20 protein-coding genes are annotated in these 22,299 nt (G+C 69.2%); 10 read left to right on the top strand and 10 right to left on the bottom strand.

The annotated features are described in order from the left end of the window. Positions 1–9 precede the first annotated feature (9 nt). Complete coding sequence (locus tag G6N66_RS28640) at positions 10–621, top strand: hypothetical protein (RefSeq protein WP_085231850.1); 612 nt, start codon at positions 10–12, stop codon at positions 619–621. An 11-nt stretch (positions 622–632) separates the two neighbouring features. Then, positions 633–1,322, top strand: a complete 690-nt coding sequence (locus tag G6N66_RS28645) for a hypothetical protein (RefSeq protein ID WP_085231861.1) — start codon at positions 633–635, stop codon at positions 1,320–1,322. Between the two features lie 5 nt (positions 1,323–1,327). On the opposite strand, the gene G6N66_RS28650 is transcribed toward G6N66_RS28645, so the two are convergent. Genes G6N66_RS28650 through G6N66_RS28665 form a run of 4 tightly spaced genes read right to left on the bottom strand, consistent with a single transcriptional unit; the run spans position 1,328 to position 5,566 of the window. Then, positions 1,328–1,834, bottom strand: a complete 507-nt coding sequence (locus G6N66_RS28650; protein ID WP_139825102.1) for a hypothetical protein — start codon at positions 1,832–1,834, stop codon at positions 1,328–1,330. Then, the gene (locus G6N66_RS28655) at positions 1,818–2,138 is read right to left on the bottom strand and encodes a helix-turn-helix transcriptional regulator (protein WP_085231852.1); all 321 of its coding nucleotides are present in this window, start codon (positions 2,136–2,138) and stop codon (positions 1,818–1,820) included. The genes G6N66_RS28650 and G6N66_RS28655 overlap by 17 nt, the downstream gene beginning before the upstream one ends. Before the next feature lie 36 nt (positions 2,139–2,174). Continuing rightward, positions 2,175–2,672 carry a transcriptional regulator gene (locus G6N66_RS28660; protein ID WP_085231853.1) on the bottom strand — a complete coding sequence of 166 codons (498 nt, stop codon included), beginning with the start codon at positions 2,670–2,672 and terminating at the stop codon, positions 2,175–2,177. Continuing rightward, on the bottom strand, positions 2,669–5,566 hold the full coding sequence (locus G6N66_RS28665) for an MMPL family transporter (RefSeq protein WP_085231854.1): 2,898 nt from the start codon (positions 5,564–5,566) through the stop codon (positions 2,669–2,671). Before G6N66_RS28665 ends, G6N66_RS28660 begins: the two co-directional genes overlap by 4 nt. A gap of 283 nt (positions 5,567–5,849) precedes the next feature. Here G6N66_RS28665 and G6N66_RS28670 point away from each other — a divergent pair, with 283 nt between their 5' ends. After that, positions 5,850–6,347, top strand: a complete 498-nt coding sequence (locus G6N66_RS28670; protein WP_085231855.1) for a hemophore — start codon at positions 5,850–5,852, stop codon at positions 6,345–6,347. On the opposite strand, the gene G6N66_RS28675 is transcribed toward G6N66_RS28670, so the two are convergent. Further along, positions 6,344–7,513, bottom strand: coding sequence for a lysylphosphatidylglycerol synthase transmembrane domain-containing protein (locus G6N66_RS28675; protein WP_085231856.1), 1,170 nt, complete (start codon positions 7,511–7,513; stop codon positions 6,344–6,346). The two genes, G6N66_RS28670 and G6N66_RS28675, sit on opposite strands and share 4 nt — an antisense overlap. A 130-nt stretch (positions 7,514–7,643) precedes the next feature. Between G6N66_RS28675 and G6N66_RS28680 the strand changes: the two genes are divergently transcribed. Beyond that, entirely contained in the window at positions 7,644–8,786 is a 1,143-nt protein-coding gene (locus G6N66_RS28680) for an AI-2E family transporter (RefSeq protein ID WP_085231857.1), read from the top strand. 58 nt (positions 8,787–8,844) lie between these two features. On the opposite strand, the gene G6N66_RS28685 is transcribed toward G6N66_RS28680, so the two are convergent. From G6N66_RS28685 to trmB, 3 genes are read right to left on the bottom strand one after another with little or no spacing between them, the layout of a single operon-like run. Beyond that, positions 8,845–11,670 carry an MMPL family transporter gene (locus G6N66_RS28685; protein ID WP_163645933.1) on the bottom strand — a complete coding sequence of 942 codons (2,826 nt, stop codon included), beginning with the start codon at positions 11,668–11,670 and terminating at the stop codon, positions 8,845–8,847. A 59-nt stretch (positions 11,671–11,729) separates the two neighbouring features. Continuing rightward, on the bottom strand, positions 11,730–12,428 hold the full coding sequence (locus tag G6N66_RS28690) for an NYN domain-containing protein (RefSeq protein ID WP_163645934.1): 699 nt from the start codon (positions 12,426–12,428) through the stop codon (positions 11,730–11,732). Between the two features lie 2 nt (positions 12,429–12,430). After that, positions 12,431–13,198: a tRNA (guanosine(46)-N7)-methyltransferase TrmB gene (gene trmB / locus G6N66_RS28695; protein WP_179968328.1), complete on the bottom strand. Its 768-nt coding sequence runs from the start codon at positions 13,196–13,198 to the stop codon at positions 12,431–12,433. A gap of 109 nt (positions 13,199–13,307) precedes the next feature. Between trmB and G6N66_RS28700 the strand changes: the two genes are divergently transcribed. From G6N66_RS28700 to G6N66_RS28725, 6 genes are all read left to right on the top strand, one after another. After that, positions 13,308–14,186: a hypothetical protein gene (locus G6N66_RS28700; protein WP_085235303.1), complete on the top strand. Its 879-nt coding sequence runs from the start codon at positions 13,308–13,310 to the stop codon at positions 14,184–14,186. Continuing rightward, on the top strand, positions 14,183–15,688 hold the full coding sequence (locus tag G6N66_RS28705; RefSeq protein ID WP_085235307.1) for a hypothetical protein: 1,506 nt from the start codon (positions 14,183–14,185) through the stop codon (positions 15,686–15,688). The genes G6N66_RS28700 and G6N66_RS28705 overlap by 4 nt, the downstream gene beginning before the upstream one ends. Positions 15,689–15,832: 144 nt before the next feature. Beyond that, the gene (locus G6N66_RS28710) at positions 15,833–17,659 is read left to right on the top strand and encodes a phosphoenolpyruvate carboxykinase (GTP) (RefSeq protein WP_085235302.1); all 1,827 of its coding nucleotides are present in this window, start codon (positions 15,833–15,835) and stop codon (positions 17,657–17,659) included. A 142-nt stretch (positions 17,660–17,801) separates the two neighbouring features. Next, a complete protein-coding gene (locus tag G6N66_RS28715) occupies positions 17,802–18,089 on the top strand; it encodes a hypothetical protein (protein WP_085235301.1) in 288 nt (95 codons plus the stop codon). A gap of 91 nt (positions 18,090–18,180) precedes the next feature. Further along, positions 18,181–19,701, top strand: a complete 1,521-nt coding sequence (gene fadD4 / locus G6N66_RS28720) for a fatty-acid--CoA ligase FadD4 (protein ID WP_085235306.1) — start codon at positions 18,181–18,183, stop codon at positions 19,699–19,701. Next, positions 19,698–20,597 (top strand): enoyl-CoA hydratase/isomerase family protein, encoded by a 900-nt coding sequence (locus tag G6N66_RS28725; RefSeq protein WP_085235300.1) that lies wholly within the window; start codon positions 19,698–19,700, stop codon positions 20,595–20,597. The genes fadD4 and G6N66_RS28725 overlap by 4 nt, the downstream gene beginning before the upstream one ends. 31 nt (positions 20,598–20,628) lie before the next feature. On the opposite strand, the gene G6N66_RS28730 is transcribed toward G6N66_RS28725, so the two are convergent. Both G6N66_RS28730 and G6N66_RS28735 read right to left on the bottom strand, forming a co-directional pair. Continuing rightward, complete coding sequence (locus G6N66_RS28730; protein ID WP_085235299.1) at positions 20,629–21,060, bottom strand: CD225/dispanin family protein; 432 nt, start codon at positions 21,058–21,060, stop codon at positions 20,629–20,631. 66 nt (positions 21,061–21,126) lie between these two features. Continuing rightward, entirely contained in the window at positions 21,127–22,293 is a 1,167-nt protein-coding gene (locus G6N66_RS28735) for an acyl-CoA dehydrogenase family protein (protein WP_085235298.1), read from the bottom strand. Between the last annotated feature and the right edge of the window lie 6 nt (positions 22,294–22,299).

The raw sequence follows: 22,299 nt of genomic DNA on the forward strand, positions 1-22,299 counted from the left end.
GATCGGGCCATGTCAGACGGGGAGCAGGCCGAAACAGAGGACGACTCGGCGGAACCGGAATCGGCCGGCCCGATGTTCTCCAACTACGGCATCGCGTCGGCCGTCCTCGCGGTGCTGTCGATCGCCGCCGTCGTGTTCGGCGCGTTCATCTGGACCGACCACCACGACGACGTGCGCGAACGCGCCTACCTGACCCGGGTGATGCAGACCGCCGCCGACTGGACCGGCGTGCTGATCAACATGAACAGCGGCAACGTCGATGCCAGCCTGCAGCGGCTACACGACGGCACCGTCGGCGAACTCAACTCCGACTTCGACGCGGCCGTGCAGCCCTACCGGCAGGTGGTGGAGAAGCTGCAATCGCAGAGCGCCGGCCGCATCGAGGCGGTGGCGATCGAGACGGTCCACCACGAGCTGGATCCGCAGCCCGGTGCGCCCCGGCCGCCCGTGACCACCAAGCTGCCGCCGTTCGCCAGCCGGACCGACTCGGTGATGCTGGTCGCGACGTCGGTCAGCGAGAACGCCGGCGCCAAGCCGCAGACCGTGCACTGGAACCTGCGACTGGACGTCTCCAACGTGGACGGCAGGCTGCTGATCTCGCACCTGGAGTCGATCCGATGACCCGTCAATCGATGCGAAACGTGTGGCGGCTGCTGGCCTTCGACATCGTGGCGCCGCTGGCCGCGATCGGCGCGCTGGTGCTGATCGGGGTGGTGCTCGGCTGGCCGCTGTGGTGGGTGTCGGCGTGCTCGGTCCTCGTGCTGCTGATCATCGAGGGGGTGGGCGTCAACTTCTGGCTGCTGCGCCGCGATTCGGTCAGCGTCGGCACCGACGACGACGCGCCCGCGCTGCGGCTGGGCGTCGTCCTGCTGTGCGCGGCCGCCCTGACCGCGGCGGTGCTCACCGGCTACACCCACTGGGCGAAGCCGGACCGCGACTTCAAAAAGGACTCCCGAGACGTGGTGCAGGTCGCCACGGGGATGGCCGAGGCGATGGCGTCGTTCACCCCGAGCGCGCCGACCAGCTCCATCGACCGGGCCGCGGCGATGATGGTGCCCGAGCAGGCGAACGCGTTCAAGGAGCAATACAACAAGTCCAGCGCCGAGATGGCCCAGCACAACATCACGGCACAGGCCGCCACGCTGGCGGCGGGAGTGGAGGCGCTCGGCCCCACGGCGGCCAGCGTGGCGGTGATCCTGCGGGTCACCCAGAACGCCCCGGGCCAGCCGCCCAGCCGAGCGGTGCCCGCGCTGCGGGTCGCCTTGACCAAGCGCGGCGGCGACTGGCTGGTGACCGACGTGGCCCCGCTCAACTCGCGCTGACACGCTCAGTCGGTGCGGTTGGCGAGGATCTCGCGCAGGGTGGGCAATACCCGTTGATCTTTGGGTCGGTTGGCCGCCTGCTTGGAGCGAATGACATCGGCCAGTGAGGCGATTTGCACTGTGGTGTCATAGATTTCGGCCGACGTGGCGTCGCGATTCAAGTCCGGGTAACCGCGGGTGCCCGACGGCAGGAACGAGATGTCGAGGTCGCCGGCCTCCGTGGCGAGATTCCACGTCTGCGCCGCGGCCAGCCCGTCCGCATCGCACGCGAAGGGCACGCCATCGGGCTCGGCGACGGTGCGGATCCGAGCGTCGAGTTCGCGAAGGGCGGCGGCGAGGCGAGTGAGGTTGGCGCGGGTGGCGGCGGGCGTGATGTCGGCGTCTTCGGTGGGAAACGGCGAGCCGTGGTAGACCGCGGCGAGGCCGCCGATCAATACGTAGCTGACCTTGTGACGGTTGAGGACCTCGAACAGTCTCGCCAGGTTGAGTCCCACGTCACGACTTGCCGGCATGCCGAAGGTAGTCGAGCTCGGCCGCCACGCGTGCGTGGCGGTCCAGTCGCTGCTGGCCGGTGAGGTTGGCCAGGCGCGCTGCCTGAACGAGGTCGCTGTCGTCGCGGGGGACGATGTGCAGCTCCAACTCGAGCCCGCAGAGTCGCACCAGCCGGATCACGTCGTCGAGGCTGACGGCCGTCGAGCCCGACTCCCAGCGCGCGACGGCGGGTTGAGCGGTCCCGGCACGGGCGGCGAGCTCGGCCTGAGTGAGCCCGGCACGGCGACGCGCCTCGCGGATTAGCTGCCCGCCATGCGACGCCATGCGATAAGTATAACAGTTCTGTTATTTCACCGAAGATTAGTTGGATTCGGGCGAACGCTCGGCCTGCACCTTGACGAACCGGTCCGACAACCGTCGCATCCGGATCATCAACGACGCCGTCGGGCTGGCGCTGCCGTCGAGGTAGGCCGCCAGGTCGTCGGGCTCGACCCCGATCCGGGACGCGAATTCCGGCTGCGCCAGGCCGGACCGCTCCATCAGCAGCCGCACGTGGCGGGCCACCTCGGCGCGCTCGTTGGCTTCCAGGTGGGCGCGGGCGCGCTCCAGCACCTCCCACAGCGCCTTGGCGATGCCGGCCGGCCGGGTGCCGTCGAGGACCTCCTCGACCTGGCGGGCGGTGCGCCCGTACGGGTCGCGCTTGAGTGCGGCCGCGATGCGCTTCCAGGTGGCGATGTCGCCGCTTTGCAGCGCCGAACGGATGGCGGCGGTGGGCCAGAACTCGACGGGCCGCGGGTCCCCGGAGGGCCGCTGCGGCTCCGCAGGGCTTGGTTCGCTGCGGGCGGCCGCCAACGTCACTTCGCCTCCTCCAGCATCGCTACCGCCACCGACAGGCAACGCTGCCGGACATCTTCCCAGTCTGCCTCGGCGTCGGCCTCCGACAACGGGGTTTTACCGATGTCAGAGGGATCGGGATCTGCGAGCCGGCGAACCAATTGGGTCGTCATCCACTGCTGGTCGGGGAGGCGGTCATCCGCCTTGCAGCAGTAATAGCTGTCCATCCCGGCCAGCACCATGGCGGCGGTTTCGGGTTCGATCGCATCGACCATGTCAGCGAATTCGGTGTAATCGCGGCGGCTGTTACGGCACATGATCAGATAGCCCTTGAGGCGCAGCGCTTCGGCGCCGGTCGGGATCAGCAGCCGGTCGCCCGTGGGCAACTGGACGTGGGTAGTCTCCACCGGGGTGCGCCGCTGATAGGTCTGGCGGGCGCCCTTGGCCTCCAGCGCGTCGATGGCGACCTTGAGCCGCCCACGCCACAGCGTGACCGGATGCACCGGCCGCTCGGCCCGGGTCATCGCGCGGGCCACCAGCCCGCGGGCCGGCTCCGTTTCGAGCTCCGGGCAGCTGCGCGCGCAGCCGGTGAAGGCGAGCGGGTCGGCCACGCATACGGCGTCGGGTGCCAGGTGCCTGAGCTTCGCGGCCGACTTGAGCACCATGCGCAGGTCGGCGTTGGGCGCGATCAGGGCCGAAATGTCGTCCGGGATGACCAGGATGTCACCGAGATCGACGACGGGCAGCGGCCGGTCGAAGTCGACCGACGGCAATACCCGAGACAACCACCGGGGCAGCCACCAGTTCCACTGGGCGAACATCGCCATCAGCGCCGGCACCAACACCAGCCGCACCACGGTGGCATCCACCGCGATCGCGACCGCGCAGGCCACGCCGATCTCGGCGACCAGCGGCATGCCGGCGAACGCGAAGCCGATGTACACCGCGATCATGATCAGGGCGGCGCTGGTGATGGTGCGCGCGCTGGTGCTCACGCCGTACGCCACCGCGTCGCGGGTCAGCTCCGATTGCACGAAGCGCTCCCGGATGCGGGTGAGCAGGAAGATCTCGTAGTCCATGGACAGGCCGAAGGTCATCGCCAGCACCAGCGGCGGGACGATGCTGTCGATCGAGCCGAGCCGTTCGAAACTGAGCACGCCGAGCTTGTCCAGCCAGCCCCACTGGAACACCACCACCAGGCTGCCGTAGGCCGCGGCCACCGACAGCAGCGTCATCAGCACGCCCTTGAGCGCCAAGAACACCGAGTGAATCGAGATCAGCAGCATCACGAAGGCGATCAGGGCGACGACCACCAACACCAGCGGCACCGCGGACGAGACCCGGGCGTCGAAGTCCTTGATCAGCGCCGTCGGGCCGCCGACGTCCACCTGGGCCACCTGCCCGGTGGCGGTGCCCGGGACTTCGGGCAGCTCGGTGCGCATCCAGTCGATGGTCTGGCGGGCGGTCAGGTCTTCGGGGTCGATGGACAACACGGCGGACAGCAGCGCGCTGTTGTTGTCGTCGGCGAACTGCGGCGGTCCGACCGAGGCGACGTTGGGCGCCAGGGTCATCCGGTGCCGGATCGCGGCCAGGGTCTCGGCGTGCTCGGGCTTGGACGCCCCCCCGTCGGGAAATGTGACCAGCACCTGCACCGGGCCCAGCGCGCCCGGACCGAGCGCCTGCGCCGCCGCGGCCACGCCGGCCCGGATCTCGTGCGAGGAGTCGAACTGGCGCAACAGGCTGTTGCCCAGCACCATCGACGCCGCCGGCATCGCCATCACCACCAGCACGGCCGAGGCGGCCGCCGCCGAAATCCACGGCCGCCGCATCACCCAACGCACCCACCGGGCCCAGAACCGCGACTGGGTGCTCTCCGGCTGGCGGGACCAGTGCAGCAGCGCCGAGCGCTTGGCCGCCGACCGGCCGAAGGTGGCCAATGCCGCCGGCGTCAGGGTCGCTGCCGTCAGCATCGACACCGCGACGGCCAGAATCGCGCCGGTGGCCATCGACTGCAGCGCGGGGGTGTTGATGACGTACATCGCGGTCAGCGAGGCGATGACGGTCATCCCGGACAGCACCACCGCGAGCCCCGAGGTGGCCATCGCCGCGTCCACCGCTTCGCTGTGCTGCCGGCCGGCGCGCAGCTCCTCACGGAACCGCATCAGGATGAACAGCGAATAGTCGACGGCCAGCGCGATGCCGAACATCGAGACCGTCGAGCTGACGAACACCGACATGGTCATGTGCAGCGAGAGCAGATAGACCAGGCCTAAAGTGACCACGACGGTGCAGATGCCGAGCGCCAGCGGGATCGTGGCGGCCGCCAGCGAACCGAACACCGCCAGCAGCACGATCAGGATGATCGGCAGGTTCCATTCCTCGGCCGCGGCGATGTCGTGCTTGGTGTTCGCCGCCGCGGCGGCCGATAGCGCACCCTGCCCGATGACATACAGCCGCACGTGGCCGTTCGCGGTCTGCCCGGACTGGTCCTGGTGGATGCCCACCTTTTCCCGCAGCTTCTTGGCCACGTCGCTGGTGTTGCGGGAGTCCAGCCGCAGGGACACCACGTACGGGCGGTCGGGTTGCGGCGGTCGCTGGGTGGGATTGGGCACCTCGGTGACCCCGGGGAACTCGGCGGCCAGGCGTCGCAACTGCGCGACGGCGTCGTTCATGTCCTGGTAGCTGGCGTCCGCGCGGGGCGCCGCGACCAGCGCCAACGAGGACGCGCCCTGCTCGTGGTACTGCGCTTCGAGCTGATCGTGAACCCGCAGCGACTGCGACCCGGCCACGGCGAAACCGCCGCCGGTGAGATGCCCGGACTGCGTCAGCACCACATACACCGCCACAACCAGCGCGAGCAGCCAGCCCGTGAAGACCAACCAGCGGAATCTGCGCAGGTTGCGGCTTAAGCGCATCATGAACTGCTGGATTTCTTCTCTCCCCGGTCCTCGCGAAAGCGGTGCACGCGAGCGTACCGCAGCGCCCTGTGAATAAAGTGAGATTATCGGGTGCTGAGCTGCGGCGACGCGGGAGCTGCGAAGTCGCGATCAAGTTGTTGCCGAGGCGTTTGCGAAGTCGCCGACCGGGTGGATCTTGGTCACACGAGTTGGCACCGGTTGCGCGCCCGATGGCAGGATGTCGGGGGGCCGGCGCGGGGGTGCCGGGGGCGTTCGAGCCCACACAATCGTTGAGGAGCCATCCATGAAATTGGGTCATGCGACCACGCGCGGCATGTTCGTCGCGGGGCTGGTCGGAGCCGCGGTGCCGGCCCTGCTGATGGCCGGACCGCCGGCCACCGGCGCGACCGACCCGTGCGCGGCCAGCGAGGTGGCGCGCACGATCGGTTCGGTCTCCAAGTCGATGGGCGACTACCTGGACTCCCATCCCGAGACCAACCAGGCGATGACGTCGGTGCTGCAGCAGCAGGCCGGGCCGCAGTCGATGACCACGCTGAAGTCCTACTTCGAGGCCAACCCGAAGGTGGCCATGGACATGACGTCGATCGCGCAGCCGCTGACCGGGCTGTCGACGCAGTGCAAGCTGCCGATCACGGTGCCGCAGGCCATGGGCCTGATGCAGCAGGCGCAGGGCGCCGCCGGTGGGCTGCAGGCCGGCTTGCCGGCTGGGCCGGCCGGGCCGGTGGCGCCGCTTCCGGGTGTCACCCTGCCGGGGCCCCCGCGCGGCAACACCGTCGGCTAACGACGGTCGCGCTCGGGCTCCCGAGCCAGCGGCTGCTGGGGCGGCAGCGGGCCCTGCAACGCGGTTTCGGACGGATCCGGGGCGGACAGGATCGGCAGCGGCCCGGTGGGCGAATCGTCGTCGGAGTCGTCGGTCTTCTCGGTGCGGAACACGAAGAAGAACACCACCCAGCCGATGGCCGAGATCAGCAACCAGCTGATCAGCCGGTAGATCAGCATCGCCGAGATGGCATTGGGCAGCGACATCCCGCTGGACACCAGGCCGGGCACCAACACCGCCTCCACCACCAGCAGCCCGCCCGGCATCAGCGGGATGGTGCCGACCGCGCGGGCGGCGGCGTACGCGACGGTCAGGCCGGCGACCGAGGCGTGGTCGCCGGCCGCGTACGCAGCGCAGCCGAGGCAGGCGACGTCGGCGATCCAGTTGAACAGGGACCAGCTGAACGCCACACCCAGGTCGCGCCGGCCCAGGCTGACCGATTCCAGCTGCATCAGCGTCTCGCGCCACTTTTCCACGCCGGTGTCGGCGGGCCGGCCCCGAACCGAGTTGACCCACGCCAGCACGCGGTTGCCGATGCCCTCGATCAGCTCCGGGCGCGACGCCACCGCCTGGGCCAGCAGCAGCAGCGTGACGAAACCACCGAGGGTGAACAGCAGCGAGAACGGGTTGTTCTTGGCGCCCAGGAAGAACGCGCCGCCCAGCCCGAGCACCGCCAGGCCGACCGCCTGCAGCACCCCCGACATGACCAGCTGCCACGACGCCACCACCGTCGAGGCGCCCCAAATGCGTTGCTGCCGTAGGAGAAACGTCGCGGAGAGCACCGGTCCGCCCGGCAGCGTGGTGCTCAACGAGTTGGCCGCGTAGAACGCGGCCTCCGAGCGCAGCTGCTTGACGTGCACCCCGGCGGACGCCAGCAGGGTGCGCTGGATCTGGGCGAAGCTGTGCATCGACGCGACCGCGGCCGTCGTCGCGGCCAGCAGCCACCACCAGTTCGCGTCGAACAGGCTCCGCCACGCCTTGGCCAGCTGATCCCACCCCAGCGCGATCTCGACGGCCAGCACCACCGCGACGACGCCGAGCACGGCCCAGCGCACCCACCAGTATTTGCCGCGCGGGGCAGCCTCGCGCTGGCTGACCAGCTTGCGGGCGGCGGCGTGGTGCGGCACGTGATTTAGGGTAACCGCGCAGGTGGCGCACCGATCGCTGCGCAACGAAGACCGTGTCGGGGTTGATCCGGGGTCGTGACCGGATCGTGCCGGCCCGAGAGGTTTCAACTCGGCGGATAGGCTTGCTGGAATGGCGAACATCGAGGGCGCTTCAGACGCCGCGTCGGTCGAACCGCTGGTCCGTAAGGCCGCCGCCTGGGCGTGGCGGTTGCTGGTCATCCTGGGCGCCGCGGTCGCCGTGTTGTGGCTGGTGGAAAAGCTGGAAGTCATCGTCGTTCCGGTGTTGCTGGCGCTGATGATCAGCGCTTTGCTGCTGCCGGCGGTGGACTGGCTAGACCGGCGGGGTCTGCCGCGCGGCGGCGCGGTGACGGTGGTGCTGCTGGGCGGGTTCGCGATCTTGGGCGGCATCCTGGCGTTCGTCATCATCCAGTTCGTCTACGGTGTGCCCGATCTGACCAAGCAGGTGGAGCGCAGCATCGACTCCACCCGCCGGTGGCTGATCGAGGGGCCGGCCCATCTGCGCGGCGAACAGATCGACAACGCGGGCAACGCGGCGATTCAGGCGCTGCACAACAACCAGGCGAAGTTGACCAGCGGCGCGCTGGCCACCGCAGCCACCATCACCGAGTTGGTCACCGCCGCGGTGTTGGCGCTGCTCACGCTGATTTTCTTCCTGTACGGCGGCCGCAACATCTGGTCCTACGTCACCAAGATCGTCCCGGTCAGTGCGCGGGAACGGGTGGCCGAGGCGGGCCGTGCCGGTTACGCGTCGCTGATCGGCTACGTGCGGGCCACGTTCCTGGTGGCGCTGACCGACGCGGCCGGGGTGGGCGTCGGGCTGGCGATCATGGGTGTGCCGCTCGCGCTGCCGCTGGCGTCGCTGGTGTTCCTCGGCGCGTTCGTCCCCCTGGTCGGTGCGGTGATCGCCGGCTTTCTGGCCGTGGTGGTCGCCCTGCTGGCCAAGGGCATCGTCTACGCGTTCGCCACGCTCGGTTTGCTGATCGTGATCAACCAGCTCGAGACGCATTTGCTGCAGCCGTTGGTGATGGGGCGCGCGGTCTCGATTCACCCGCTCGCGGTGGTGCTGGCGATCGCCGCCGGCGGCGTGCTCGCGGGGATCGTCGGGGCGTTGCTCGCGGTGCCGACGGTCGCGTTTCTGAACAACGCGGTGCAGGTGTTGCTGGCCCCCGATCCGTCCGCCGAAGTGGACAAACAGGCCGAGGACGATACCGGGGCCGTCGTCGAGGCCGAACCCGACAAGCCCGCACGGTGACCCTGACCGGGTTCACCATCGCGGCGGCGGAACTCACCGATGAGTACGGCGTGGAGAGCTAAAGCCGTCCTTCGCGGCGCAGCAAATCGGCGGCACTGACGCCCCCGCCGCCGCCGCGGCGGCGCGGCCGCGGCTCGCCGGCGTCATCGACATTGCCGACATGGCCGACATCGCTGCCGTTGTCGCCGTGGTCGGCCTGGCCGCGGGCGTTCATCTTTTCGGTGGCGGCCTCGGAATCCGAGGGAGCCGCGCTCTCGGGCCGCATGACCGGCAGGGCGGCGGTGGGGTCGGCCGCGTCGCTGGCATCCTCACCGGAAGCCGGCCCGGGAACGGGCGCGGCGCGCGTCGGTGCCGGTGGCGGCGGCGCGGGCTGGCCGGGCACCGACAGGCGAGTGGTGTTCGCGTCGTCCGTTGCCGCGTTCGGCCGAGTGTTCAGCCGTGCGGTGCTCTCGCCGGAGGGGAGCGGGGCCGGGCCGGGACGCGTGGGCGGCGGGCTGGGATGGGTGGGGTCGTGCGCCGGACGCGGGGTCGCGGCGGCCAGGCTGGCCGCCTTCACCGGCGGCCGCACGGCGCGCCCCCCTCCGCTCAACCCGGTGGGCCGCTTGTGCTCGTCGGGCAGGTCGATCTCGCCCAGGCCGAGGCGGTTCTGCAGGCGCCGCGCCCAGCGCGGAGCCCACCAGCAGTCGTCGCCGAGCAGCTTCATCACCGAGGGCACCAGGAACATCCGCACCACGGTCGCGTCCAACAGCAGCGCGGCCATCAGGCCGAACGCCAGATACTTCATCATCACCAGGTCGGAGAACACAAACGCGGCGGCGACCACGGCCAGCACCAGCGCGGCCGCGGTGATCAACCGCCCGGTGGTCGCGGTGCCGATCCGGATGGCCTCGGCGGTGGACATGCCGCGCTCGCGCGCCTCGACCATCCGGGACACCAGGAACACCTCGTAGTCGGTGGCCAGCCCGTAACCGACGGCCACCACCAGCGCGATGATCACCACCATCAGCGGCGTCGGCGTGAAGTTCAGCAGCGTCGCGAAATGCCCGTCGACGAAGATCCACGTCAGGATGCCCAGGGTGGACCCGATCGTCAGCACGCTCATCACCGCGGCCTTGATCGGTAACACGAACGACCCGAACGCCAGGAACATCAGCAGCATGGTGGTGCTGATCAGCACGACCGCCATCAGCGGCGCCTTGTCGACCAGGCTGTGAATCGAATCCTCGATCAGGGCCGGCGTGCCACCCACCATCATTTCCATGCCCTTGGGCGGGGTGATGGCGCGTAGCTCACCGATCTTTTCCGCCGCGGTATTGGGGTTGATGAGTCCGTTCTGCAGCACCCGCACCGAGGGGTCCTTCGAGGCGCCCGGCGCGTAGCTGCGCTCCTGCCACATGTTCGCCGGGTCGTTGTCCTGCTCGCTGAAGCCGCTGATCGCCATGACCTTGCTGCGCACGTCCGCGACCTGGGCGTCGGTGACGGGCTGATGGTTGGTCGATTGGATGACCAGCGTGAGCGGATCGGTCCGGTAGCTGGGGAACAGCTTGTCGAAGTGTTCCTGCGCCAGGCGCACCGAGTTGTCCGGCGGCAGATACTTCTCGCTGATGGCGCCGAACGACAGGTTGCCCAACGGGATGACCAGCAGGATCATGCCGACGGCGATCGGGATGGCGAACAGCAGCGGCCGCTTCATCACCCGGGTGACCAGCTTGCCCCAGAAGCCGGCCTCGACCTCTTCGCGGGTTTTGGTCTTCTGCAGCCGGTCGGCGAGCCAGTTGAGGTAGGCCCGCGAGTACTTCCAGTTGCGCAGGAACGGCACCCGGAAGGCGGTCCGCACGCCCAGCGCGTCCACGTGGCGACCCAGGATGCCCAGGCAGGCCGGCAGCAGTGTGATCGACAGCAGCGCGGCGAGGCCCACCGCGGCGAAGATCGCGTACGTCATCGAATGCACGAAGCCCTGCGGCAGCACGAGCAGGCTGGCCGTCGAGACCATGATCAGCGCGGCGGAGAACGCCACGGTGCGACCGGCCGTCATCACGGTGCGCCGCACGGCCGCCTCGGTGTCGTAGCCCTCGGCGATCTCCTCCCTAAACCGGCTCACCACGAACAGCCCGTAGTCGATGGCGATACCGAAGCCGATCAGCGAGATCACCATCAGGGCGAAGACGTGCACGGGGCCGAACAGGGCGGCGAACCGCATCAGGCCCAGCGCGCCGGCGATGGTCAGGCCGCCGACGATGGCCGGAAGGCAGGCCGCGACCGCGCCGCCGAACACCAAAAACAGCACCACGGTCACCGCCGGCACCCCGAGGTATTCGAACTTCTCCAGGTCGGTGGCGATGGTGCCGGTCAAGGCGTTGGCGATCGGCTCCAGCCCGGCGAGCTGCACGGTGCCGCCGTCGAGCTTCTGCAGGTCGGGGGCGACGGTTTTGTAATTGTTGAGGATCGTGTCGTCGTCGTCGCCCTTGATCGGAATGGACACGAACGTGTACTTCTTGTCCTGCGTGACCATGCCCCGAATGAGTGGGCTGGTGGTATCGGGCGCCCTCAAGTAGCCGGCCCAGCCCATGATTTGGTTGGGATGGTCCTGCACGACCTGGTTGAGTTCGTCGGTGACCTTCTTGGCCCAGGCCGGGTCCTCGACGGTTTTGCCGTCCGGCGCCTTGAAGATGGCGACGACGTGGCCGGTGCGGTCGCGGCCGTACACCTTGTCGCCGATGATGGAAGCCTTCACCGACTGGCTGCCGTCGTCGTAGTAGCCGCTCGACGTGAGGTGCTTACCCAGGCCGATCGCGAAGAGACCACCGAGCAGGCACAGGGCCGCCGTCACCCCGATAACGATGTACCGATACCGGTACACAGTTCGACCCCACCAGGCGAACACGTACGCTCCTTACTGGATCTCTACCGAGCCGCGCAGTGGCTTCCCAGTCTCACACACGCTCATACGCGTGCTGTCAACAGCGCTGACAGCGGCCGGAACGGCTGCAGCCATGCCCCTTGCTCAGGCAGCGAATCCAGGCCGATCCGCGGCAATGGTTCCCGGAAGACACCCGTGATGTCCTCCAGGTCGACGAATTCCAAGGTATCCGACGCTAGTGCCCAACTCGCGTGTTCACGAAATCCGATGACCTGAACTGGCGTTCCGTCGCGGGCCACCTCTTCGAGCGGCTGACGGAAGGCCTGACCGTCGGCGGAGGCCACCACCAGGGCCGCGAGACCGTCGCTGCGCCGGCGCTCGATGTGCTCGAGCATGTCGCGGTCGACGTCGCTGTCCTCGTCGATCTTCGGCTTGGCGAAGACCGCGAAGCCCACATTACGCAAGGCCTCCACCCAGGGCCGGACGACGTCGGCGCTGCCCGGCGCGATGTTGGTGAACACGGTGGCCTCGGGCTCGATCGTGACGCCCGGACGAGCCGCCGAGACGTCCGCGGTGCGCGCCAGCAGCCAGCGACCTAAGGCGTCGAAACGCGGGCGCTCCAGCGCCGTCGGGCGCCGGCCCAGGATCGAGCCCAGGCCCATGTCGAGGTTGGGGGCGTCCCACACCAGCAGCACCCGCCGGATCGGCGGGGTGAACTCGGCCGCGGCGCTGTCGCCGCCCTCGTCGTGCAGGGCCGGAGGAGCTTCTTCTGTCACGCTCATGGTCATCGTCTTTTCCAGATCAGCTCGGTGACGTCGCTGCCCGCTTCTTGGGCCTTCGTCTCGTATTTAGTAGTGGGGCGCACCACCGAGATCGGTAGTGATTCGGCGCCGGGATCGACCCGGACGAGCCGGGCCTGGCTGTCTCCGACCTCCGCGATGTGCTCGGCGTAACCCGGATGGTCCGTCGCGGCATGCAGAATCCCACCGGGGAGTAGCCGGTCGGCGATCAGGTCAACCGTCGCCGGCTGCACAAACCGGCGCTTGTGGTGGCGCACCTTCGGCCACGGATCGGGGAAGAAGACGCGGACGCCGGTCAGCGAGCCCGGCGCGACGAGGCGCTCCAGCACGTCGATCCCGTTGCCGAGGATCAACCGGACATTGCCGACCTGCTCGCGCTCGATCGCGCACAGCAGCTGCGCGAGCCCGCGCCGATAAACCTCCACCGCGATCACGTCGATGTCGGGTTCGTCCTGCGCCATCGCCAGCGTCGACGCGCCGTTGCCGCAGCCGATCTCCACCACCAGCGGCGCGCGCCGGCCGAACCATGCCGCGATGTCCGGTTGCTCGCCCGACGGCTCCTGCCCGACCGATAGGCCCAGCTCCGGCCACCGCCGCTCCCAGGTGTCCCGTTGCAGGTCGGACAGGGCGGAGTGGCGTGAGCGAAAGCTGCTGGCCGGGAGGCGCCGGTTGGGCTCCGCTCGCTCGGCCGCCGGTGTGTCGGCGCGCGCCGTCACTCCCGGTTGCGCATACATCCGTCCATCGTGGCGCATGACACGCCGATGTAGTCGCCTCAGATCCAGATTGATACCCAACAGTTGCCTTCGGCTGCTACCACAGGGTGGCTCGCGGGTTGGCCGCACAGCTGCCACCATTCGGGGCATGCTGGGAGCGGGCCACCGGGCGTTCGTTTCGGAGCTGGCGCGATTCGCCGCCGAGGGGATCGATGAGCGGCTGGCCGCGGTCGCGGAGCGGGCCGCGGCGCCGGTGCGGGTGGCCGTGCGCGGACGGCGCGGGGTGGGCCGCTCGGCGGTGGCGCGGGCATTAAATATTGGCGACATTGGCGCCGCGCGCGAGCCGGACGTTCTCGTGTACGTGCTTGCCGAGGTGGTCAAGCCCGAGGATGCCCGGGCCGTCGCCGCGGCGCGGTGTCCGGTGCTGGCGGTGCTGAACAAAGCCGACGTGACCGGGTTCGCCGGGGACGGGCCGATGGCGCTGGCGCGGGCGCGCTGCACGCATTTTTCCGAACTGCTCGGGGTCCGGGTGCTGCCGATGAGCGGCTTGCTCGCGGTGGCCGCGCAGCTCGAGGACCCCGGTTCGGGCGCGCTCGGCCCGTTCGGCGCCGCGGTCGCGGTCGCCGCGGCGCGCCGCGGCATCCCGCCCGCGCAGGTGCGCGCGCTGTTGCGGCGCGTCAGCGGGGTCGACGCGGTGCTGGACCGGCTCGACGGGGTGTCCGCCGACGTGCGCTATCGGCGGGTGCTGGACGCCGTCGCCGAACTCGAGGCGCTGGCGGTCGCGAACCCCGATATCGGCGGCTTCCTGGCGCGCGACGACACGGTGCTCGCCCGGATGGCCGCCGCCGTCGACGTGGCCGAATCCGCCGGATTGGACGTGGAGGAGTGCCGCGACCGGGCCGGGTACCTGGCGCGGGCCGCGCGCTGGCAGCGGTACGGCCGGGCGCAGGCCCGTGTCGTGCACCGCGCGTGTGGCGCGGACATCGCCAGGGGATCGTTGCGGCTTTGGGCCGGAGCGCCGGCGTGACGGACGGGGCCCACGACGGTCCGGTCGCCGCGGTGGACGCCCTGGTGGCCGGGGTCGGGCCGGCCGCGCTGGATCCGCCCCCGAGCACCCCGTGTGACGCGGTGCTGGTGACCGGGCCGTGGCTGGCCGGCGTGAGCGGGGTCGTCGCGGCGCTGCGCGACCGGCTGCCCCAGCACAGGTTCGTCGAGTCGACCGAGCTGGGGCACGGCGATGCGCCCCTGGCGGTGGTGTTCGTCGTCTCGGCGGCGGCCCACCTGACCGAATCCGACCGCGCGTTGCTCGACGCCGCGGCCGAACACACCGACGCGGTGGTCTGCGTGGTGGCCAAGATCGACGTGCACCACGGCTGGCGGGACGTGCTCGCCGCCGACCGCGACGCGCTGGTGGCCCACGCGCCGCGCTACGCCGGGGCGCCCTGGGTGGGGGCCGCCGCGGCGCCCGAAATGGGAGGCGCTTGCGTCGACGACCTCGTCGACGCCGTGACGGCGCGGCTCGCCGACCCGTGCGTCCCGCGGCGAAACAGGTTGCGGGCGTGGGAATCCCGGCTGCGGGCGGCCGCGCTGCGGTGCGAGCATGACGCCGAGGGCGCCGGCCGGCGGGCCCGCGTCGAGGCGTTGCGCGAGGCGCGCGCCACGGCCCTGCGGGAACGGCGCGAATCGAAAACCGAGCGGAGCATCGCGCTGCGCGGCCGGATCCAACAGGCCCGGGTGCAGCTGTCCCACTTCGCCCGCCACCGCTGCGCGTCGGTGCGCGGCGAACTGCAAGACGATGCCGCCGCGCTGCCGCGCCGAGCGATGGGCGGCTTCGAAGGGGAGGCCCGCGCGCGGGTCGAGCGGGTGGTGGCCGAGGTGAGCGAGGCCACCGACGCGCACCTGGCCGACGTCGCCGAGACGATGGGCGTGGGCGTGGCGCTACCGGCGGTCGAGCGGCTGCCGGTGGTGGAGTTCCCGGCGCCGCCGCTGAAACCGCGACGGCCGGAAACCGCGCTGATGTTGCTGCTGGGCGCCGGGTTCGGGCTGGGCGTGGGGCTGACGCTGAGCCGGATGCTCACCGGCCTGGCTTTGCGGCCCGCACTGGAGCTGGCCGGGGCGGCGGCGTGTGTTGCCGTCGGGCTCGCGCTCACCTATGTGGTGGTGACGCTGCGCGGGCTGCTGCGCGACCGCGCGCTGCTGGACCGCTGGGCCGGCGAGGCGGCAGCGTCGCTACGGTCGGTGGCCGAGGAGCTGGTCGCCACCCGGGTGCTGCAGGCCGAGTCGATGCTGACCGGCGCGCTGGCGGCCCGCGACGAGGCGGAGCGCGCGCGGGTGGCCGAACGGGTCAGAGCGATCGACGGCGAACTCCGCGAACACGCCATCGCGGCGGCGCGGGCCGCTGCGGCGCGGGACCGGCGGCTGCCCGCGCTGCGGGCCGCGCTTGGGGTGGTAAGTGCAGAACTGGGCGATCCGGGTATACCCGTACGGGTGAAACGGGGCGGGCTGAGCGCTTCTGAATCGTTGTTGTGAGGAGTCTTATACCCGTCCGGATCTTCCCTAGCAAGGTGATCACGATAACCTGGTAACAAAGCAGCACACGTCAACAGTTGTGTGGGCGTATCGCGAATAACGCCGGGACGCCCGCGAGTAAGCCGAAGAATTCAGGAGAGTTCGATGACCTCAGCGACCATTCCCGGTCTGGATACCGCCCCCACGAATCATCAGGGGCTGCTGGCGTGGGTGGAGGAGGTCGCCGAGCTAACCCAGCCCGACCGGGTGGTGTTCGCCGACGGCTCCGAGGAGGAGTTCAACCGGCTCGCCGGGCACCTCGTGGACGCCGGCACCTTCACCAAGCTGAACGAGAAGAAGCACCCGAACTCCTACCTGGCGCTGTCCGACCCGTCCGACGTGGCGCGCGTGGAATCGCGGACGTTCATCTGTTCCGAGCGCGAAGAGGACGCCGGCCCGACCAACAACTGGATGGACCCGGTCGAGATGCGGTCCACCCTGACCGACCTGTACCGCGGCTGCATGCGCGGTCGCACCATGTATGTGGTGCCGTTCTGCATGGGCCCGCTGGGCGCCGAGGACCCCAAGCTGGGCGTGGAGATCACCGACTCCGAGTACGTCGTCGTCTCGATGCGCACCATGACCCGGATGGGCAAGGCCGCGCTGGAGAAGATCGGCGACGACGGGTTCTTCGTCAAGGCGCTGCACTCCGTCGGGGCTCCCTTGGAGCCTGGCCAAAAAGACGTGCCGTGGCCGTGCAACGACACCAAATACATCACCCACTTCCCCGAGACCCGCGAGATCTGGAGCTACGGCTCGGGCTACGGCGGCAACGCGCTGCTGGGCAAGAAGTGCTACTCGCTGCGGATCGCCTCGGCGATGGCCCGCGACGAGGGCTGGCTGGCCGAGCACATGCTGATCCTCAAGCTGATCTCCCCGGAGAACAAGGCGTACTACTTCGCCGCGGCCTTCCCGTCGGCCTGCGGCAAGACCAACCTGGCCATGCTGCAGCCCACCATCCCCGGCTGGCGCGCCGAGACCCTCGGCGACGACATCGCGTGGATGCGGTTCGGCAAGGACGGCCGGCTCTACGCGGTCAACCCCGAGTTCGGTTTCTTCGGGGTCGCGCCGGGCACCAACTGGAAGTCCAACCCCAATGCCATGCGCACCATCGAGGCCGGCAACACCGTCTTCACCAATGTCGCGCTCACCGACGACAACGACGTGTGGTGGGAGGGCCTGGAGGGCGACCCGCAGCACCTGACCGACTGGAAGGGCAACGACTGGACCCCGGAGTCCGACGCCAAGGCCGCGCACCCGAACTCCCGCTACTGCACCCCGATGTCGCAGTGCCCGATCCTGGCGCCGGAGTGGGACGACCCGCAGGGCGTGCCGATCTCGGGCATCCTGTTCGGCGCGCGCCGCAAGACCACGGTGCCGCTGGTGACCGAGGCCCGCGACTGGCAGCACGGCGTGTTCATGGGCGCCACCATGGGCAGCGAGCAGACCGCGGCCGCCGAGGGCAAGGTCGGCGCCGTGCGCCGCGACCCGATGGCCATGCTGCCGTTCATGGGCTACCACGTCGGCGACTATTTCCAGCACTGGATCAACCTGGGCAAGAACGCCGACGAGTCCAAGCTGCCGAAGATCTTCTTCGTCAACTGGTTCCGTCGCGGCGACGAGGGCCAGTTCCTGTGGCCGGGCTTCGGCGAGAACAGCCGGGTGCTGAAGTGGATCGTGGACCGCATCGAGCACCAGGCCGGCGGCCAGGACACCCCGATCGGCATCGTGCCGTCGGCCGCGGACCTCGACCTGGACGGGCTCGACGTGAAGGCCGCCGACGTCGCCACGGCGCTGTCGGTCAACGCCGCCGAGTGGCGCGAGGAGCTGCCGCTGATCGAGGAGTGGCTCGAGTTCGTCGGTGACAAGCTGCCCACCGGCGTGAAGGACGAATTCGACGCGCTGAAGCACCGTTTGGCCGAGGCGGAATAGGCCCAGTAACCGCGAGCAGACGCAAAAGCCCCCGCACGCACCGCGTGTCGGGGGTTTTGCGTCTGGTGAGTCCGGTGTTTGGCGCGGCGCGATTCGGTCTATAAATAGCTGACACACCCCTCTTCCCGGAAGGCCGACAACGATGTCACGTACACCGGCGGCGACCGCCATTGCGGTTGCAGCACTAGGAATTCTGTTCAGTGGATGCTCAGCCTCGCAGGTGGTCAACACCGGCGGCGACACGCAGTGCAAGGACTTCACCGGCCAGGACCAGAACAAGCAGAACACCGAAATCAGCAAGATGCTCAAGGACAAGAGCGGCAACCAGCCGACCAACATGGAGATCGACGCGACGCGCCTGTCGGCGCAGACCTGGTGCCAAACGCTGGGTAAGCCGGACAGCAAGATCTCCGAAGCGCCGCACGGCTGACCGCTTAAAACGGCGGTCGAATTGGGCGCCGAATTGGGCTTCGAATTGGGCGCCGAATTGGGCGTCGAAATGGGCGATGTACAGTCGGCGCATGCAGATTCGCCCCTATATCGGCGCCGACAAACCTGCGATCATCCTCCATCCGTCCGGAACCGTCGTCACCTTCGACGACCTGGAAGCCCGTGCCAACCGGTTGGCCCACCATTTCCGGAAGGCCGGCCTGCGCGAGGGTGACGCCGTCGCGATCCTGATGGAGAACAACGAGCACATCCACGCGGTCATGTGGGCGGCTCGGCGCAGCGGCCTGTACTACGTGCCGATCAACACGCACCTGACGCCGGCCGAGGCGGCCTACATCATCGACAACAGCAGCGCCAAGGCCATCGTCGGGTCCGCCGCGCTGGCCGAAACCTGCGCGGGTCTGGCCGAACACCTGCCGGGCGGACTACCGGATTTGTTGATACTGGCCGACGGTGACCTGCCGGGCTGGGAGCGCTACCCGGAATGCGTTGCGGACCAACCGGACACCCCGATCGACGACGAGATCGAGGGCGACCTGCTGCAGTACTCGTCGGGCACTACCGGGCGGCCCAAGGGCATCAAACGCGAACTGCCGCACCTGCCACCGGATCAGGCCCCGGGCATGATGGCCGGCCTGGTCGGCTTCTGGCTGGATCCCGACGCAGTGTATCTGAGCCCGGCGCCGCTCTACCACACCGCGCCGTCGGTGTGGTCGATGACGATCCAGGGCGCCGGCATCACCACGGTGGTGATGGAGAAGTTCGACGCCGAGGGCACGCTGGACGCCATCCAGCGCTACCGCGTGACGCACGGCCAGTTCGTGCCGGCGATGTTCGTCCGGATGCTCAAACTGCCTGCCGCCGTTCGTGATTCGTACGACCTGTCCAGCCTCAAACGGGTGATGCACGCCGCTGCGCCGTGCCCGGTGCAGATCAAGAAGCAGCTGATGGACTGGTGGGGCCCGATCGTCGACGAGTACTACGCCTCCTCGGAGGCGATCGGGTCGACGCTGATCACCGCCGAGGACTGGCTGGCCCATCCCGGCTCGGTCGGCAAACCCATGATGGGCGGCGTGCACATCCTCGACGAGAACGGCAACGAGCTGCCCCCCGGGCAGGCGGGCGAGATCTATTTCGACGGCGGCGGATTCGCCTTCGAATACCTCAACGATCCGGCGAAAACCGCCGCGTCGCGCGACAAGCACGGCTGGATGACCGTCGGCGACATCGGCTACCTCGACGACGAGGGCTACCTGTATTTGACCGACCGCCGCCATCACATGATCATCTCCGGCGGCGTGAACATATACCCGCAGGAGACCGAGAACCTTCTGGTCACCCATCCGAAAGTGTTGGACGCGGCGGTATTCGGCGTTCCCGACGACGAGATGGGCCAACGCGTGGTGGCCGCCGTGCAGACCGTCGACCAGGCCGACGCCACCGATGAGTTCGCCGCCGAGCTGCTCGACTGGCTGCGGGACCGACTGGCGCACTTCAAGTGCCCCCGGTCGATCGGGTTCGAGGCCCAGCTGCCGCGCACCGACACCGGCAAGCTCTACAAGAACGCGTTGATCGAGAAGTATTCGGTGTGAAATTTGGGCCGCCCGGCGTCAACATCGCCGTAGGTCCGTCAAGCGACGAATCCTCGCTCGACGCAGCGACTTTCACGCTGTCCGAGGATCCGTGCGCCGACCGGCGGGTGGTCACGGTGGCCTCGGTGCCCGAGGCGCTGGCCGAGTTGACCGCACGCTGCGAACGCTGGCCCCAGGCCAGCGCGGTCTGCGACGACGTGCTGCGCGCGATCGATCCCGCCGGCGCGACGCTGGCCGGGGTGATCACCGAGTCGCTGGCGTATTCGACGCTGCAGGCCGGCCCGGAGTTCGCGCGCTGGCTCGACGAGCGCGGCCCGGCTAGCGTGCCCGTCATCCCCGACCCGGTGGTGGCGCGGCGCGACGGCGACACGCTTTACGTCGCGTTCAACCGGCCGCAACGGCACAACGCGTTCTCCACCGACGCGCGCGCCGCGCTGCTGGAGGCGCTGGCCGTCGCGCAGCTGGACCCGTCGGTGACCGGGATCGTGTTGAGCGGCAATGGCCCGTCGTTCTGCAGCGGGGGAGACCTCGCCGAGTTCGGTACCTTCGCCGACCCGGCCAGCGCGCACCTGGCACGCACCCGGTACAGCCCGGCCCTGGCGCTGGACGCGCTGACCGCCAGGCTCGGCTCCGGCTGCCGGGCCCGGGTGCACGGGCGGGTGCTCGGCAGCGGGCTGGAGATGGCAGCGTTCTGCGGATGGGTTGAGGCACAACGCGATTCGGTATTCGGGCTGCCGGAACTGGGCCTGGGGTTGATCCCCGGCGCCGGCGGCACCGTGAGCGTGACGCGCCGGATCGGCCGCTGGCGCACCGCCTATCTGGTGTTGTCCGGCAGAACTATCGACGCCGAGACCGCGCTGGCCTGGGGGTTGGTGGACGCGATCGAGCCGGCGTGACACCAAACCCGCTGGCGCCCAAGGCGGTTACTCAGTAGCCGGGATACGTGGTGGTGGTGGGGATGGAGGGCATGTGGGTGACCACCGCCGCGATGAAGGCGAAGTAGATGACCATGAAGATCACATACACGACGGGCCCCGCGACCGCGCTGATGATCGCCCACTTCTTGGCGTTGTCCGCCGCGGCCTGCGCCTCGCCGTACTGTCCCTGCGCCCACAGCCCGGAGACTTTGGTGGAGTAGACGATCGACACGATGCCGGTGGGCAGGCAGCAGAACAGGGTGGTCAGGATCGCCCAGACGAGATAGTTGTCCGGCGGTGGCTGGCCCGGCCAACCCGGCTGCTGGGCCGGCCAACCCGGCTGGGGCGGGGGGACGGGCTGAGATTGCCAACCCGGCTGCTGGCCGGGGTTGCTCGCGGGCCAACCCGGGGAACCTTCGTAGGGCCCTGGCGGATAACTCATGGCAACTGCCTTCCCTTGGGGTGGCGCCGAAGTCACGCAAATATAGCGCACCCGCGGCGGCAAAACTCAGATTCCGCCCCTGGCCACCAATTGCGCGGCGATCACGTTGCGCTGAATCTCGTTGGTGCCCTCGCCGACGATCATCAACGGCGCGTCGCGGAAGTAGCGCTCCGCGTCGTATTCGGTTGAATAGCCGTAGCCGCCGTGGATACGCACGGCGTTCAGCGCGATCTCCATCGCGGCCTCCGACGCGAACAGCTTGGCCATGCCGGCCTCCATGTCACAGCGCTCGCCGCTGTCGTAGCGTTGCGCCGCATAGCGGGTGAGTTGACGGGCCGCGGTGAGTTTGGTCGCCATGTCGGCCAGGTAGTTGCCCACCGCCTGGTGCTTCCAGATCGGCTGACCGAAGCTCTCCCGCTGCTGCGCGTAGGCGAGCGCATCCTCGAACGCGGCCGTCGCCACGCCCAGGGCGCGCGCGGCCACCTGAATGCGGCCGGTCTCGAGCCCCTTCATCATCTGTGAAAAGCCTTGTCCCATAACATTTCCCAAGACAGCGGACGTCGGCGCCCGGTACCCGTCGAACGATAACTCGCAGGATTCGACACCCTTGTAGCCGAGCTTGGGCAGGTCCCGCGACACCGTCAGCCCCGGCCCGTGTTCGACGAGCACGATCGAGATGCCCTTGTGCCGAGGACTGGCCTGGGCGTCGGTCTTGCACAGCAGCGCAATCAATCCGGACCGGCGCGCATTGGAGATCCAGGTCTTGGAGCCGTTGATCAGCAAGGCATCCGGACCGTCCGGCACCGCCGTGGTGGTCATGTTCTGCAGATCCGAACCGCCGCCGGGCTCGGTCAGCGCCATGGTGGCCCGCAACTTGCCGGTGGCCATCGCCGGCAGATAGGCGCGCTTCTGCTCCCCGGTGCCGAACAGGGTCAGCAGCTTGGCCACGACGGTGTGCCCGCCCATGGCGCCGGCCAGGCTCATCCAGCCGCGCGCCAGCTCGGCGGTGACCTCGACGTAGCACGGCATCGACACCGGCGACCCGCCGTACTCCTCGGGGACGGCCAGGCCGTAGATGCCGATGCGTTTCATCTGCTCGATCCACGCCTCCGGGTACTCGTTGGCGTGCTCCACCTCGCGCACGGTCGGTTTGACATCGCGGTCGACGAACGCCCGCACGGTGGCGACCAGCATCGCTTCTTCGTCGTTCAGATCACTGCCCACGTGTGCCATATTGGC

The organism is Mycobacterium conspicuum (genome assembly GCF_010730195.1).
GTDB lineage: Bacteria > Actinomycetota > Actinomycetes > Mycobacteriales > Mycobacteriaceae > Mycobacterium > Mycobacterium conspicuum.